Source organism: Sphingobium fluviale (genome assembly GCF_004122115.1).
In the GTDB taxonomy this organism is placed as follows: Bacteria; Pseudomonadota; Alphaproteobacteria; order Sphingomonadales; family Sphingomonadaceae; genus Sphingobium; species Sphingobium fluviale.
Genome location: NZ_SBKP01000011.1, coordinates 94941 through 109599, shown reverse-complemented (window position 1 = coordinate 109599; position 14659 = coordinate 94941). Strand labels below are relative to the sequence as shown.

The following is a 14659-nucleotide window of genomic DNA, read 5'->3' as shown; positions in this document are numbered from 1 at the left end:
GCCAACAGCAAGGAAGTGCTCCGCAACGGTGTTCACTTCGCGGACACCGTAGATGACGCTGCGGCTCAGGCGATCGTCAAGGCAATGGGAACTCGGGACGGCATCGCCGAATGGATCGATCGGGAGAGCCAAAAGCGTCGGCATAGCCGCTATTTCCACCGTCTGATGCGGATTATCGCCGATGGGGTTCGCAATCGCTTTGATGAGGTGGATGAGCCGGCGCCGGAGGGTGTGAGGGCGACTTACAATGAAGATCAGGGATCATGAGCGTAACAGCTTTCCCTTTGCAGTGGCCAGCAGGATGGCCACGGTCCAAGGCGAGGACCGCCGCCAAGTTCAATCAGAAGGTCAGCAACGGCCGCTATAACGAGACCAAGGATGTGACGGTTGCTGTTGCGCGCGATCGGCTCCAGCGCGAACTCGACCTGCTGCGCGCGACCTATCCCACTCTGTCGACGAATGTGGAGCTTCGGCTTGATGGTCAGCCGCGCAGCGATCGGCGAGATCCGGATGACCCTGGCGTTGCGGTCTATTTCCGACTGGCGGGGAAGGACACGGTACTTGCTTGCGATAAATGGGATCGAGTTGCCGACAACATCGTGGCGATCGCCAAGCATATCGAGGCTCTGCGCGGTATGGACCGCTGGGGCGTCGGCACCATGGCCCAGGCGTTCGCGGGCTATCAGTCGCTACCGGCGCCGGAACAGTGGTTCCAAGTTCTTGGCGTGCGTCAGAACGCTACTCCAGAAGAAATCCGCCACGCATATCGAGAGAAGGCTAAGTCGGCACATCCGGATAGTGGCGGCAGCGACGCCGCAATGGCCCGGCTCAACGCTGCGCGCGACCAAGGGTTGGGGATGGGGGGCGCGCGATGACAGCCGCTGCGCGCATCTGCCAGGCCGACATGGAGCGGGCCGCCAAGGCGGTGAAAGCTGCCGGCTATGAGCGCGCGCGGATCATCATGGATTTGGCAAATCAGAAGATCGAGGTCATCATCGGCGAATCGGGGGAGAAGTCTTCCGAAGGGAACCCGTTTGATGAGGATTGATATGAAGCGTCGCTGGCTGCCAGAGAACGTAACCCCTTTCACCGATAAATGCGGTCGGGTGCGATACCGTTTTCGCAAGAAAGGGCTTCCCAATTATCTGTTTCGCGCCGAGCCGGGAACTCCTGAGTTTATGACTGAATATCAGGCGGCGAAACAAGCCATCCTGCCCGAGAAGGTGAGGTACGAGCGTGGCAGCTTCCATGCCTTGATCGAGAGCTATTACAAGTCGAAGCAGTGGGCGCGGATGGGGGATGCCTATCAAAAGGTGCGCGGTAACGCCTTGGAGCGCTTCCGGGCCAAGCATGGTGATAAACCTGTTTCTGCATTACAGGCACGCCATATCGACAAGTGGATGATGGAGATATCCGATACTCCTCACGCCGCCAACGATCTGCGCAAGATGCTCAATCAACTCATGAAGCACGCCATCCTACTCGGTCTGCGCGAGACGAACCCGGTCAATGCGACCGAGGCAATCCGCGTGGATAGCGAGGGCTATCACTGCTGGAGCGAAGATGAAATCGCCCGGTTCGACACGCGCTGGGCGCTGGGCACGCGGGAGAGATTGGCGAAGGAGTTGCTGCTTTATACCGCGCTTCGCCGCAGCGACATCGTGCGAATCGGGAGGCAGAACCGGCAGGATAATCTGTTGATCCTGCGGCACAGCAAGAACAAGTCTGACACCGTGATCCCCATCCTGCCGCCGCTGGCGCGCGCGCTGGATGCGATCGAGGTGCAGCACCTCACCTATCTGGTCACGGCTTTCGGCAAGCCCTTCACCGCGGCAGGCTTTGGCAATTGGTTCGGCGAGCGGTGTGAAATGGCGGGGCTTCCTCACTGCACAGCGCACGGGCTCCGCAAGGCTATGGCGCGCAGGCTCGCTGAGGCAGGTGTTTCAACGCTGGAGGGCAGGGCAGTGACCGGTCATAAATCGGACGCCATGTTCGCGCATTACGCCAAGAAAGCGAACGACAAGATCATGGCGCATCGCGCCCTAACCATCGTCTCAGATGCGCTGGGGTTGGCAAACGAAAATGGCAAACTATCAGAAAAGGGCAAATAAATGGCAGATTTCTGCGATTTTTTGAGCGGTATTGGCTCCCCGAGTAGGATTCGAACCTACGGCCATTCGATTAACAGTCGAATGCTCTACCGCTGAGCTATCGGGGAGCAGCCCGCTTTCGCAAGGCAGGCCGCGCCTATAGCAGCGCCTTTCGCGAGATGGCAAGAGGCATCACGCGATAAATTGTTCGGCAGCGATGCGGTCGTCAAGCGTATGTTCTGGATCGAACAACAGGGTAAGCGGTGTGGTTCGGTCGATCGCCACCTCAACCGTCGCCACATCGCGCACCTCGCGCTGATCCCCCACCGCGCTGACCGGTCGCTTATGAGGGTCAAGGATACGAAAGCGTACCTTCGTGCTTTCGGGTAAAATCGCTCCGCGCCAGCGACGGGGACGGAAAGGGCTGATCGGTGTCAGGGCGATCAGGCCTGAACCAAGTGGGAGAATCGGGCCATGAGCCGAGAGATTATAGGCGGTGGAGCCGGCAGGGGTTGCCACCAGCACACCATCGCATACCAGTTCCGGCAGCGCGACCCTGTCATTGACGGACACTTCAATCCGCGCGGTCTGGCGAGTTTCGCGCAACAGCGAGACTTCATTGATCGCGGGCAGGGAGATTTCTTCACCTTCGACTGTGATGACGCTCATCCTGAGCGGATTGACCTTGAATGGCTTGGCGCTGGCGATGCGCTGTTCCAGCCGATCCAGCCGCCATTCGTTCATCAGGAAGCCGACAGTGCCAAGATTCATGCCGAAAACCGGCTTGATAGAACGGCTTTCAAGCATGTGATGCAGCACTTGAAGCATATAGCCATCCCCGCCCAGCGCGACGATCATCTCCGCCTCGGCCGGAGGCACAAACTCATACGTCGCGCGCAGGCGCTCCTCCGCCGCGCGCGCGGCAGGGCTGGGCGAAACCAGAAGTGCCCTGCTCATCCGCCAGTAACGCTCATGTGACGACGGGTTACGCCTTTTGTGCCATCGGGACCGATAGCGAAGGCGTGAGCCAGTGGCTTGGCTATCAGCGCTCGATCCAGCGCTGCATCCACCGCGCCCACACCACCTTTGCGGTAGGCGGTCTTGAGATCGATATGATCCTCATGGCCGAGGCACATGAAAATCTTGCCCTCGCAGGTGAGGCGCATGCGGTTGCAGCCGGCGCAGAAATTGTCGCTCAACGGGGTAATGAGGCCGAGGCGGATATGCTCCATGCCTTCAGCCGCGAAATAGCGCGCCGGGCCACCGCTGCGATAGAGCACGGGGGCGAGCGGATGCTCTGCCTCGATCTGGGAAAGCGCCTCTGCGAGCGGCATATAGCGGTCCGTGCGGTCCTCGCCGGTATCGCCCAACGGCATTGTTTCGATCAGCGTCAGGTCATGTCCCTGATCGGCGCACCAGCGCAGCATCGGAAGGAACTCATGATCGTTCAGCCCCTTAAGCGCGACCATGTTGATCTTGATGCGAAGCCCCGCAGCGTTCGCTGCCGCAATGCCGCCCAGCACCTTGCCTAGGTCTCCGCCACGAGTGATATGAGCAAAGCGGTCAGGCTCCAGGCTGTCTAGGCTGACGTTGATACGCCGCATGCCCGCATCGAACAGCGCTTCGGCATACTCGGCGAGGCGGGTGCCGTTTGTGGTCAGCGTCAGTTCGTTGAGCCCGCCGCCCTCCAGATGTCGCCCGATCCGCCTAGCGAGTTCCATGAAATCACGCCGCACCAGCGGTTCGCCACCGGAAAGGCGGATCTTGTGCACCCCGCGCGCGATAAGCCTGTCCGCGATGATCGCGATTTCCTCAAGGCTGAGCACTTCGTTGCGCGGCAGGAAGGTCATCTTCTCCGCCATGCAATAGCGGCAGCGCAGGTCGCACCTGTCTGTTACCGAGATACGGAGATACTCGATCCGGCGGCCGAAGCCGTCGATCATAGTTTTATGCGGGCCAGGGGTGCTAGTCTCCATGCCGTATAGCTAGGTCATGCTGCCCATGTTCGCAAGCGGTGAAGCGCTAAGGCAGGCTCTGTGCGAATGCGGGACATCTTTTGTTGCGCTGTGCTAAGCGATGAGTAACCTCATGCCGGTATGGGTTTTTATACAGACCTTCTGGCGCGCGGCGGCATCGGTAATATGGCGGAATATCAGGGCGAGACAGACGCGTTGACGGGGCTTGCCTCGCGCACCGCCGCGCGCGATTGGCTGGATAGCCGGCTGGGGGGAGCAGACGAAAGGCGGATGCGCGCCTGTATCCTTGTCGGCATCAGCCAGTTCGCCAGTGTCAACGCTGCCTATGGGCACCAGATGGGCGACGCCATTTTGCTCCGTGTCGCAGAAGCGATCACGGTACAGTTGGCCGATATGCTGGGCGATGATGCACTTATCGCGCGCATGGGCGGCACGGAATTTCTTGTCGCCTGCCCGGCGTCTGCGGAAGCGGAGCCGGAGGATATCGCCCGCCTGATCCTTTCCGCTGTTTCCCGCCCGTTCGTTGCGGAAGACAGCGTGATACGCCTTACCGCGCGTTGCGGGATCGCAGCCCCCGTGCCGGGAGATGACGCGTCTGGTTTGTTGCGCCGGGCGAGCGCTGCGCTGGCCGATGCGCGCCGCTCAGCCACCAGCGAGATCTGTGTGCGTTCCGGTTTGGTGCCTGGTGGCGACGAGCATGATCGGCTGGACGCGGATCTGCGGCTGGCGCTGGACCGGGGCGAGATCGGAATCGTCTATCAGCCGCAATATGACAGCATCAAAGACGCGATCATTGGTGTGGAGGCGTTGGCGCGGTGGAACCACGCGCAACTGGGCCAGCTCGATGCCGGAACCCTGTTCGAGGCTGCGGATCGCGCCGATTTCCTGCTGCCCCTCTCGCGCCATATCCAGTCCCGCGCGCTGGCGGAAGCGGGGCGATGGCCGGAAAGCCTCGCCAGCCTGCGCCTCTCTGTCAACGTCACGGCAGTCGATCTGGCGCAGCCGGATTTCAAATCGCATATGCTCGCAATGGTCGATACCAGCGGCTTTCCGCGTGACCGGGTCACGGTGGAGATCACTGAGAGTGGCCTCATCGAGAATATCGAGCAGGCTGGCGGGTTGCTAATGGCGCTGAGGCAGGAGGGGCTGCGCGTCGCGATCGACGATTTCGGAACCGGCTACTCCAGCCTTGCCTATCTGAAGGCGCTGCATCCCGATTATCTCAAGATTGATCACAGCCTTAGCCGCGACATCCTCGGCACGCCGCGAGACCGGATCATTTTGCGCGCGATTATCTCGATGGCGCGTAGCCTTGCGCTTACGGTGATTGCTGAAGGAGTGGAAAGCGAGCAACAGCTCACCCTGCTGGCACGAGAAGGGTGCGATATCTATCAGGGGTTCCTGCGATCCCGCGCCGTTACCAGCGCCGAGTTGGTGGAGATGGTGGAAAAGGCGGTCTGAGGCCTCCCACTCCGCTGCGACTAGCCGCGTCTGCGTCTTGGCAAGTCTCGCTCCCCTTCCGCAAGCGGGAGGGGTTGGGGGTGGGCAGACATCGCCTAACCTGCCACCTTCGCCAATCCCTTGGAAAGCTGTAAACCCGCATGCAGGCGCGCGGCGCCGTCCTTCCACACGCGTGAGATCACGAGCTTGTTGTCCGGTCGCAGCTTGGCGGCACCAGCGAGCCGCTGCACATAGTCGATCAGTCCGGCAGGGTTGCCGAACTGATCGTTGTGGAACGCCACCAGCGCGCCCTTGCCGCCGACATCGAGCCGCGCAATGCCAGCCTTCACGCAGTTTTGCTTGATGCGGATGAGGGTGAGCAGATTTTCCGTGGCGGTGGGTAGCTTACCGAACCGGTCGATCAGCTCCGCCGCGAACGCCTCTACCCCGCGCGCGTCCTCCAGATCGTTGAGGCGGCGATATAGCCCCATGCGCAGATCTAGATCGGGTACATAGTCTTCAGGGATCTGCACCGGTGCGTCGATCGTGATCTGCGGCGAATAGGCGTCGCGTGGCACGAAATCCGTCGATCCGCCGGATTTTGCTTCCAAAATCGCTTCCTCCAGCATCGACTGATACAGCTCGAACCCCACCTCCTTGATGTGGCCGGACTGCTCATCGCCCACCAGATTGCCCGCGCCGCGAATATCGAGGTCATGGCTGGCGAGTTGAAACCCGGCACCCAGCGTATCAAGGTCTGACAAGACCTTTAGGCGCTTTTCCGCCGTCTCGGTGATGATCCGGTCGGCGGGCGTGGTGAAATAGGCATAAGCGCGTGTTTTGCTGCGCCCCACCCGTCCGCGCAGCTGATAGAGCTGGGCGAGGCCAAAGCGATCCGCTCGGTGGATGATGAGCGTGTTGGCGCTGGGGATATCCAGCCCGCTCTCGACGATGGTGGTGGAGAGCAGCACGTCATATTTCTTGTCGTAGAAGGCGGACATGCGCTCTTCCACCTCGCCCGCCGCCATCTGGCCATGTGCGACGACCGGCTTCACCTCCGGCACCTGCTCACGGAGGAAGTCTTCGATTTCCGTCAGGTCAGTGATGCGCGGGACGACGAAGAAGCTCTGCCCGCCGCGATAATGCTCGCGCAGCAGCGCCTCGCGGATAACCACGCCATCCCACGGCATCACATAGGTGCGCACGGCGAGGCGGTCCACGGGGGGCGTCTGGATGACGGAGAGTTCGCGCAGGCCAGACATCGCCATCTGCAATGTGCGGGGGATCGGCGTTGCGGTGAGCGTCAGCACATGCACGTCGGTCTTGAGTTGCTTCAGCCGTTCCTTGTGGACGACGCCGAAGCGCTGCTCCTCATCCACGATCACAAGGCCAAGGCGCTTGAACTCCAGCCCCTTGGTGAGCAGCGCATGGGTGCCGACGACGATATCGATCGTGCCATCGGCGAGGCCCGCTTTGGTTGCCGCTGCCTCTGCTGCGGGCACGAGGCGGGAGAGGCGGCCGATGTTGAGCGGGAAACCGGCGAACCGCTCGACGAAGTTACGATGGTGCTGCCGCGCGAGCAGGGTGGTGGGGCAGATGAGCGCCACCTGCATCCCCGCCATTGCCGCTACGAAGGCTGCGCGCAGCGCCACCTCGGTCTTTCCGAAGCCCACGTCTCCGCAGACCAGCCGGTCCATTGGCCTGCCCGCAGCCAGGTCCTCGATCACGTCTGTAATCGCGCGGTCCTGATCCTCGGTCTCGTCATAGGGGAAGCGATCGACGAACGCGGGGTAGCCACCTGCATCCGGTTCAGCCACGGGGGCATCGCGCAGCGCGCGCGCCGCCGCCACTTTCAGCAGCTCGCCCGCAATCTCTCGGATGCGCTCCTTCATCCGCGCCTTGCGCCGCTGCCACGCCTCGCCGCCCAGACGATCCAGCGCGACACCCTCGTTCTCCGCGCCATAGCGGGAGAGGACATCGAGATTCTCGACCGGTACGTAGAGCTTGTCGCCGCCCGCATATTCCAATGCCACGCAGTCATGCGGCGCGTTGCCGACCGGGATCGACGTCAACCCCTCATATTTGCCGATGCCATGATCGGCATGAACGACCAGATCGCCGGGGGTGAGCGTCGCCAGCTCGGCAAGGAAGGCATCGGTGCTTTTCTTGCGCTTGGCGCGGCGGACCAGCCGGTCGCCCAGCATATCCTGCTCGGTCAGCAACGTAACATCGGCGGTGGTGAAGCCATGATCGAGCGGCAGGACGACGAGCGCCGTCGCGCCCTTGGAGGCCAGTCCCTGCGCCTCCTGCCAGCTGTCGGCCTGAGCGAGCGCGCCCGCCTTGTGCTCGGTCAACAGGCCGGAAAGCCGCTCTCGCGCGCCGCCGGAATAGCTGGCGATAATGATCTTGCGCCCGGCCTTGCGCTGGTTCTCGATATTCACGGCAACCGCATCATAGACATTCGCGTTCTGCGCGCGTTCGGGCGCAAAATCCCGCGCGGCATCGACGCCGAAATCGAGCACCGATGCGCTTTCCGGCTCATAGAAGGGCGATATCATGTGCATGGGCTGCGCGGTGATCGCGGCGTCCCATTCTTCGCGCGTGAGATAGAGTTGGCCCGGCTCAAGCGGACGATAGCTGCCCGGATCGCCCTTCAATGCCGCCACCCGGTTGGCATGATAATCGGTGATCGCCTCCAGCCGGGTCTGTGCCGCCCCGGTCACGCCGCTATCGCGCACCACCAGCGCATCCTTGCCGAGATGCTCGGTGAGCGGCACAAGACGCTCCTCAAACAACGGCAGCCAGTGCTCCATTCCCGCGAGCCGCCGTCCTTCGCTCACCGCCTGATAAAGCGGATCGCCGGTGGCCGATGCGCCGAACAGCTCCCGGTAGCGGCTGCGAAAGCGCTTTATCGTCTCCTCGTCCAACAGTGCTTCGGATGCGGGCAGCAGCGTGAAACTCGGCACATCGCCGGTCGAACGCTGGGTTGCGGGATCGAAGCTGCGTAGCGTCTCGATCTCATCGCCAAAGAAATCCAGGCGCAGCGGCTCCTTCGCGCCGCCGGGGAACAGATCGACGATCCCGCCACGCACCGCATATTCGCCGGCATCATGCACGGTATCGGTGCGGCTATATCCGTTCGCCTGAAGCAGTTTCGTCAGCGCCTCAATGGCAATGCGCTCGCCCGGAGCCAGACGCGCGACAAGCTGCCGCACCCGGAATGGCGTGAGGGTGCGCTGGGTGATCGCCGCTGCTGTGGTCAGCACAAGCTGGGGCGCCTTGATAGGCGCGGCGAGCGCATGCAACCCCGCAAGCCTCTGTGCCGCGCTACGCAGCGAGGGCGATGCGCGATCATAGGGCAGGCAGTCCCACGCCGGGATGGTCACGACCTCCAGCTCCGGCGCGAACCAGCCCGCCGTATCCGCCACCGCTTGCATCGCCAGCTCATCAGGCGCGACGAACACGGCGCGGCGCGCGGAGCCGCCTCCCGCAGCTGCGCGCGCCAGATCGCTCAGAAGCAATGGCAGGAAGCCGGTTGGCGCGCCCGATAATGTCAGTGGCGCATGTGAAGAGAGGATGCGGTTAAGATCGGGCACTCGGCTTTTCCAACACGTCATGCTGAACTTGTTTCAGCATCCATTTTTCAATGAGGGATCTGGCCTAATAGGGCAAATGGACCCTGAAACAAGTTCAGGGTGACGACGCCCGTATAAAACATCAGCGCGGGATTGCGATAAAATCCAGCTTCTTGAACTGATCCATCAATGGCCCTTCAAACCGCTCGGGCACCAAAGCCGTTCCCAGCCCCCACGCCATGATGTCGACATCCTGCTCTTCCAGCAGTTCCTCGAACCATGCAATCTCAGGCTCGCCCCAGCCCGCGCCATAGCGATCGAAAAAGCCGCCGACCATATAATCCGCCTCGCGCGTGCCGCGATGCCATGCGCGGAAATGGAGGCGGCGCAGGCGGGGGTTCTCTTGCATGGCTTCATCATCCCATCGGTGTTTGCTCCCGCCATCGGGCTGAGCTAAGCACAGCGGCATAGCCATGAGACCCGAACTACTCAATCCGCTGTTTGCCGAAATTTCGGTGCTGAAGGGCGTGGGCAACGCGCTGTCGAAGCCGCTCGACCGGCTGGGCCTCACCAAGATGGTTGATCTTACCTTTCATCTGCCGACCGGCTGGGTGGAGCGGCACCGCGTTTCGCGCCTCGATCACAACGATATTGGTCGCACGATCATCATCACGCTGACGCCCACCGATTATCGCGCCGGAGGCTCTCCGCGCGCGCCATTCCGTGTCTGGGCGGTGGATGCCGAGGGCAATGGCGTGTCGCTGGTCTATTTCGGAAAAAACAGCGGATGGCCGCGCAAGCTGCTGCCCATTGGCGAGCCGCGCGTCATCTCCGGCAAGCTGGAGGCCTATGGCGATCAGCTCCAGATCATTCACCCGGATCACGTGGGTCTGCCCGAGGAAGCATTGCAGATCCCGGTGATGGAGCCGGTCTATCCGTTGTCGGAAGGGATCACCAACGCCCGCATGCGCGACCTTGTTGGTGAGGCGCTATCCCGCGCGCCGGATATGCCGGAGTGGATCGATGCCTCGGTGCTCGGCTCGCACGGGTGGAAAGGCTGGCACGACAGTCTGCTCAGCGTCCACGCCACACCAGACAACCGCGAGGCCCGCCGCCGCCTCGCCTATGACGAGATTTTCTCCGGCCAGCTCGCGCTGATGTTGGTGCGCACCGCTTCGCGCCAGCGCCGGGCCGAGCCGATCCGCCCGAATGGACGCCTACGGGACGCGGTAAAGCTGCCCTTCGCGCCGACGGGTGCGCAGCGCCGCTCTGTAGCGGAGATAGATGGCGACTGCGCACAAAATCACCCGATGCTGCGGCTGTTGCAGGGCGATGTCGGGAGCGGAAAGACATGGGTGGCGCTGATGGCGCTGCTCGGCGCGGTCGAGAGCGGGATGCAGGGCGCGCTCCTTGCGCCGACGGAAATCCTCGCCCGCCAGCATTACGAGACGCTGCGTAATATGCTGTCGGGCGTGCCCATCAACCTCGCCATCCTGACCGGGCGAGACAAAGGCAAGGCGCGTGAGGCGACGTTGATGGGACTGGCGGATGGCAGCATCGACATTCTAGTTGGCACACACGCGATCTTCCAGGAGGCGGTGAGCTATCGTCATCTGGGGCTGGTGGTGATCGATGAGCAGCACCGCTTCGGCGTCGTCCAGCGCATGATGCTGGCGTCGAAAGCGCGGCTCAACCCCCATATGCTGGTGATGACGGCAACGCCGATCCCGCGCACGCTCACCCTTACTTATTATGGTGACATGGAGGTGAGCCGCCTCGATGAAATGCCGCCCGGCCGTCAGCCGATCCGCACCACCGTCAGCTCCATCGACAAGCTGGTGGAGGTGGTCGAGGGGCTGGGCCGCCATATCGCGGGCGGCGGGCAGGCCTATTGGGTGTGCCCGCTGGTCGAGGAAAGCGCGGTCTCCGATCAGGCTGCGGCAGAGGCGCGGGCGGAGGCGTTGCGGGCGCGCTTCGGCGATAAGGTGGCTCTGGTCCACGGGCGGATGAAGGGGCCGGAGAAAGACGCCGCAATGGCGCGATTCGCGAGCGGGGAGGCGAGCGTGCTGGTCGCCACCACCGTGATCGAGGTCGGTGTCGATGTGCCCAACGCCACGCTGATGATCATCGAGGGCGCGGATCGCTTTGGGCTGGCGCAGCTGCACCAGTTGCGCGGGCGGGTAGGGCGGGGCGACAAGGCGTCGACCTGCCTGTTGTTGTGGGGCGTATCTGGCAAGGGGTCGTTGCACGACCAAAAGATCAGCGAAACCGCTAAGGCGCGTCTTCTAATAATGAAGAATTCAAACGATGGATTTTTTATCGCCGAAGAAGACCTGCGCCTGCGCGGGGCAGGGGATTATCTCGGCACGCGCCAATCCGGCGAACAAAAGTTCCGCCTTGCGGGGGACGCCGACATATCGGACCTCATAGACATGGCACGGGATGACGCGCGCCTGCTGATAGAGCGTGACGGCGGGCTGGCCTCCGCCCGCGGTCAGGCTGCGCGCATGTGTCTTTATCTTTTTGAACGGGATGCGGCCGTTGGGTTGCTCAAAGGCGGCTAGCCCCCGTCACCATCCCGTGCTTCTTTTTGCCGAGGCTGATCTTGTCGCCCGCCTGCGGAGCGTGGGCGCCATCGCGCACCACCTCATCGTTCACGCGCACCGCGCCTTCCTCCAGCTTGCGCTTGGCCTCGCCGTTGGAGGCGGCAAAGCCCAGTGCGACCAGCGCCGCGATGATATTGGGCGCCACGCTCACCGCAATGCTCGGCAAATCCGCGCCCGCGCCGCCGGCAAATGTCGCGGCCGCCGTCCCTGCCGCCGCTTCTGCCGCAGCGCGGCCATGCAGGATCGTCGTGGCCTCGTTCGCCAGCACGATCTTCGCGTCGTTTATCTCCGCGCCTTCCAGCGCCTCCAGCCGCGCGATCTCGTCCAGCGGCATGTCGGTGAACAGGCGCAGGAACCGCCCTACATCCGCATCCTGCGTATTGCGCCAGAACTGCCAATAGTCATAAGCGGGCAGCTGATCGGCATTTAGCCACACCGCGCCCTTCGCCGTCTTGCCCATCTTGCCGCCGTCCGCCGTGGTGATCAACGGCGTGGTAAGGCCATAGACCTCCGTACTGTCGACACGGCGAGACAATTCTATTCCGTTGACGATGTTGCCCCACTGGTCAGACCCGCCCATCTGCAACCGGCAGGCAGAGCGGCGGGATAGCTCCAGAAAATCATAGGCCTGAAGGATCATGTAATTGAATTCGAGGAAGGTGAGCGGCTGTTCCCGCTCCAGCCGCAGCTTGACGGAGTCGAACGTCAGCATGCGGTTGATCGTGAAATGGCGGCCGATATCGCGCAGGAACGGAACATATTCCAACGCATCGAGCCAGTCGGCGTTGTTGACCATCAGCGCGTCGGTCGGGCCATCGCCAAAGTTCAGAAAATGCTCAAATACACGTTTTATAGAGCTGATATTATTATCAATATCCTGCGCGGTCAGCATCTTGCGGCTCTCGTCCTTGCCGCTAGGGTCTCCCACCTTGGTGGTGCCGCCACCCATCAGCACGATCGGCTTGTGGCCCGCCTGCTGCAAGCGCCGCAGCATCATGATCTGCACCAGGCTGCCGACATGGAGCGAAGGCGCAGTAGCATCGAACCCGATATAACCGGGTACGATTTGCCGCGCAGCAAGCGCATCTAGCCCTTCCGCATCGGTGATCTGGTGGATATAGCCGCGTGAAGAGAGTAAGCGCAGCAGATCGGAGCGATATTCGGTCATGGCGCGGGCGGTTAGCATGGAGTAGCCATTTGGACAATATAGCGAGCCTCGTTTGCCATCCGGATACTCCAACGGATACGGTGACGGGCATTGTCGTATCCGGCACACGCGCAACCGGGGGCTTCATCACGGTGCGCTATCATGTGAAGGGGACTATCGGGCATATAGCCCTGCCGGCCGAGATGGAGCCGGGCCGCGCGGACGGTCTGTGGCAAACGACCTGCTTTGAGCTGTTTACCCGTGATGTGGGTGACATCGCCTATCGCGAGTATAATTTTTCGCCCTCGCGCCTTTGGGCGGCATACGGCTTTGCGGACTATCGTAAAGGCATGCACCCCATCGATATCTGGGCGCCACGTATTGAGGCGCTGCACAAGAGTGATGAACTGGTGGTGGATGTCACCTTTGTGTCTCCCCGGCTGGGTCCACAGATGATCGGCGCCTGCGCAGTCATCGAGGAAAAGGACGGGCACAAATCCTTCTGGGCATTGACACACCCGCCCGGCAAGCCTGATTTTCATCACCCCTCCTGCTTGGCCTATGAGCTGCCTGCCTCAGATGGCCCGGCGACGGCGGACGCGAATTCGTGATGAGAAATGGCATTGACCGGCTGATTGCCGACCCTGAATCGCGCAAACCCTTGATTGGAAGACGGGTTGCCTTGCTGGCGCATCCCGCCTCGGTGACGGCGGATCTGACGCACAGTCTGGATGCGCTCGCCATGTGCGAAGACATCACGCTTTCCGCTGCCTTCGGGCCGCAGCATGGCCTGCGCGGCGATAAGCAGGACAACATGATGGAGTCGCCTGACTTCGCTGATCCTGTTCACGGCATCCCCGTGTTCAGCCTCTATGGTGAGGTGCGCCGCCCGACAGAGGCGATGATGAGCAGCTTCGATGTGATCCTGATCGACCTTCAGGATCTGGGCTGTCGCATCTATACCTTCATCACCACGCTGCTCTATGTGCTGGAGGCTGCCGCCGCGCATGGCAAGACTGTGTGGGTGCTGGATCGACCCAACCCCATTGGTCGTCCGGTAGAAGGCTTAAGCCTGCGCCCCGGCTGGGAGAGTTTCGTAGGCGCGGGGCCGATGCCGATGCGCCATGGGCTGACGCTGGGCGAGCTGGGCCACTGGTTCATCGCGCATTACAAACTCGACGTCGATTATCATGTCATTGCGATGGAGGGCTGGGAGCCAGACGCCGCGCCCGGCTATGGCTGGCCGCCCAATCGCCTTTGGATCAACCCCAGTCCCAATGCGCCCAACCTCAACATGGCCCGCGCCTATCCCGGCACGGTGATGCTGGAGGGTGCCTGCCTCAGCGAGGGTAGGGGCACCACCCGCCCGCTGGAGATATTTGGCGCGCCCGATATTGATGCGCGCGCCGTGATCACGCAGATGCAACGGCTTGCACCGGAGTGGCTTATGGGATGTGCCCTGCGTGACATCTGGTTCGAGCCGACATTCCACAAGCATGTTGGCCACCAGTGCAACGGTGTGCACATCCACGCCGAGGGCGGGAGTTATGACCACGCCGCCTTCCGCCCCTGGCGCGTTCAGGCGCTGGCGTTCAAGGCGATCCGGCGCCTGTGGCCGGATTATGAGCTGTGGCGCGATTTCCCCTATGAATATGAATTTGGCAAGCTGCCCATAGACGTTATCAACGGCTCGCCCCTGTTGCGCGAATGGGTGGACGATGCCGCCGCCACGCCTGCCGATCTCGATGCGTTGGTGCTGCCGGATGAAGCGGCGTGGCGAGAGGAGCGTCGTCCGTTTCTGCTTTATCCGCCACGCGTTTGAGCC

13 protein-coding genes and 1 tRNA gene are annotated in these 14659 nt (G+C 62.2%); 8 read left to right on the top strand and 6 right to left on the bottom strand.

The window, feature by feature from the left end; genetic code table 11:
- From EQG66_RS15360 to EQG66_RS11545, 4 genes are all read left to right on the top strand, one after another.
- Nucleotides 1-267 (top strand): hypothetical protein (locus EQG66_RS15360; RefSeq protein ID WP_164975668.1); only part of this gene is annotated, 267 nt, incomplete at its 5' end.
- Complete coding sequence (locus tag EQG66_RS11550) at nt 264-875, top strand: J domain-containing protein (RefSeq protein ID WP_129404746.1); 612 nt, start codon at nt 264-266, stop codon at nt 873-875. The genes EQG66_RS15360 and EQG66_RS11550, both read left to right, overlap by 4 nt.
- The gene (locus EQG66_RS15355) at nt 872-1048 is read left to right on the top strand and encodes a hypothetical protein (RefSeq protein ID WP_164975667.1); all 177 of its coding nucleotides are present in this window, start codon (nt 872-874) and stop codon (nt 1046-1048) included. The genes EQG66_RS11550 and EQG66_RS15355 overlap by 4 nt, the downstream gene beginning before the upstream one ends.
- Nucleotides 1049-1178: 130 nt before the next feature.
- Nucleotides 1179-2111, top strand: a complete 933-nt coding sequence (locus EQG66_RS11545) for a tyrosine-type recombinase/integrase (protein ID WP_164975666.1) — start codon at nt 1179-1181, stop codon at nt 2109-2111.
- Between the two features lie 32 nt (nt 2112-2143).
- On the opposite strand, the gene EQG66_RS11540 is transcribed toward EQG66_RS11545, so the two are convergent.
- The 3 genes from EQG66_RS11540 to moaA all read right to left on the bottom strand — a co-directional run bounded on the left by EQG66_RS11540 (nt 2144) and on the right by moaA (nt 4033).
- A tRNA-Asn gene (locus EQG66_RS11540) sits at nt 2144-2218 on the bottom strand.
- A gap of 64 nt (nt 2219-2282) precedes the next feature.
- Nucleotides 2283-3047, bottom strand: a complete 765-nt coding sequence (locus tag EQG66_RS11535) for an NAD kinase (protein WP_129404744.1) — start codon at nt 3045-3047, stop codon at nt 2283-2285.
- A complete protein-coding gene (gene moaA, locus EQG66_RS11530) occupies nt 3044-4033 on the bottom strand; it encodes a GTP 3',8-cyclase MoaA (RefSeq protein WP_129404743.1) in 990 nt (329 codons plus the stop codon). Before moaA ends, EQG66_RS11535 begins: the two co-directional genes overlap by 4 nt.
- A 153-nt stretch (nt 4034-4186) precedes the next feature.
- On the opposite strand from moaA, the gene EQG66_RS11525 reads away from it, so the two are divergent.
- Nucleotides 4187-5527: a putative bifunctional diguanylate cyclase/phosphodiesterase gene (locus tag EQG66_RS11525; protein WP_129404742.1), complete on the top strand. Its 1341-nt coding sequence runs from the start codon at nt 4187-4189 to the stop codon at nt 5525-5527.
- Between the two features lie 95 nt (nt 5528-5622).
- On the opposite strand, the gene mfd is transcribed toward EQG66_RS11525, so the two are convergent.
- Complete coding sequence (gene mfd / locus EQG66_RS11520; RefSeq protein ID WP_129404741.1) at nt 5623-9102, bottom strand: transcription-repair coupling factor; 3480 nt, start codon at nt 9100-9102, stop codon at nt 5623-5625.
- Between the two features lie 121 nt (nt 9103-9223).
- Nucleotides 9224-9490 (bottom strand): FAD assembly factor SdhE, encoded by a 267-nt coding sequence (locus EQG66_RS11515; RefSeq protein WP_129404740.1) that lies wholly within the window; start codon nt 9488-9490, stop codon nt 9224-9226.
- A 64-nt stretch (nt 9491-9554) separates the two neighbouring features.
- Between EQG66_RS11515 and recG the strand changes: the two genes are divergently transcribed.
- Nucleotides 9555-11645, top strand: coding sequence for an ATP-dependent DNA helicase RecG (gene recG / locus EQG66_RS11510; RefSeq protein ID WP_129404739.1), 2091 nt, complete (start codon nt 9555-9557; stop codon nt 11643-11645).
- Here the strand turns inward: recG and tyrS are convergent.
- The gene (gene tyrS / locus EQG66_RS11505; RefSeq protein WP_129404750.1) at nt 11632-12855 is read right to left on the bottom strand and encodes a tyrosine--tRNA ligase; all 1224 of its coding nucleotides are present in this window, start codon (nt 12853-12855) and stop codon (nt 11632-11634) included. The two genes, recG and tyrS, sit on opposite strands and share 14 nt — an antisense overlap.
- A 29-nt stretch (nt 12856-12884) precedes the next feature.
- Here tyrS and EQG66_RS11500 point away from each other — a divergent pair, with 29 nt between their 5' ends.
- Nucleotides 12885-13445, top strand: coding sequence for a DOMON-like domain-containing protein (locus EQG66_RS11500; RefSeq protein ID WP_129404738.1), 561 nt, complete (start codon nt 12885-12887; stop codon nt 13443-13445).
- The gene (locus EQG66_RS11495; protein ID WP_129404737.1) at nt 13445-14656 is read left to right on the top strand and encodes an exo-beta-N-acetylmuramidase NamZ family protein; all 1212 of its coding nucleotides are present in this window, start codon (nt 13445-13447) and stop codon (nt 14654-14656) included. Before EQG66_RS11500 ends, EQG66_RS11495 begins: the two co-directional genes overlap by 1 nt.
- Nucleotides 14657-14659 lie beyond the last annotated feature (3 nt).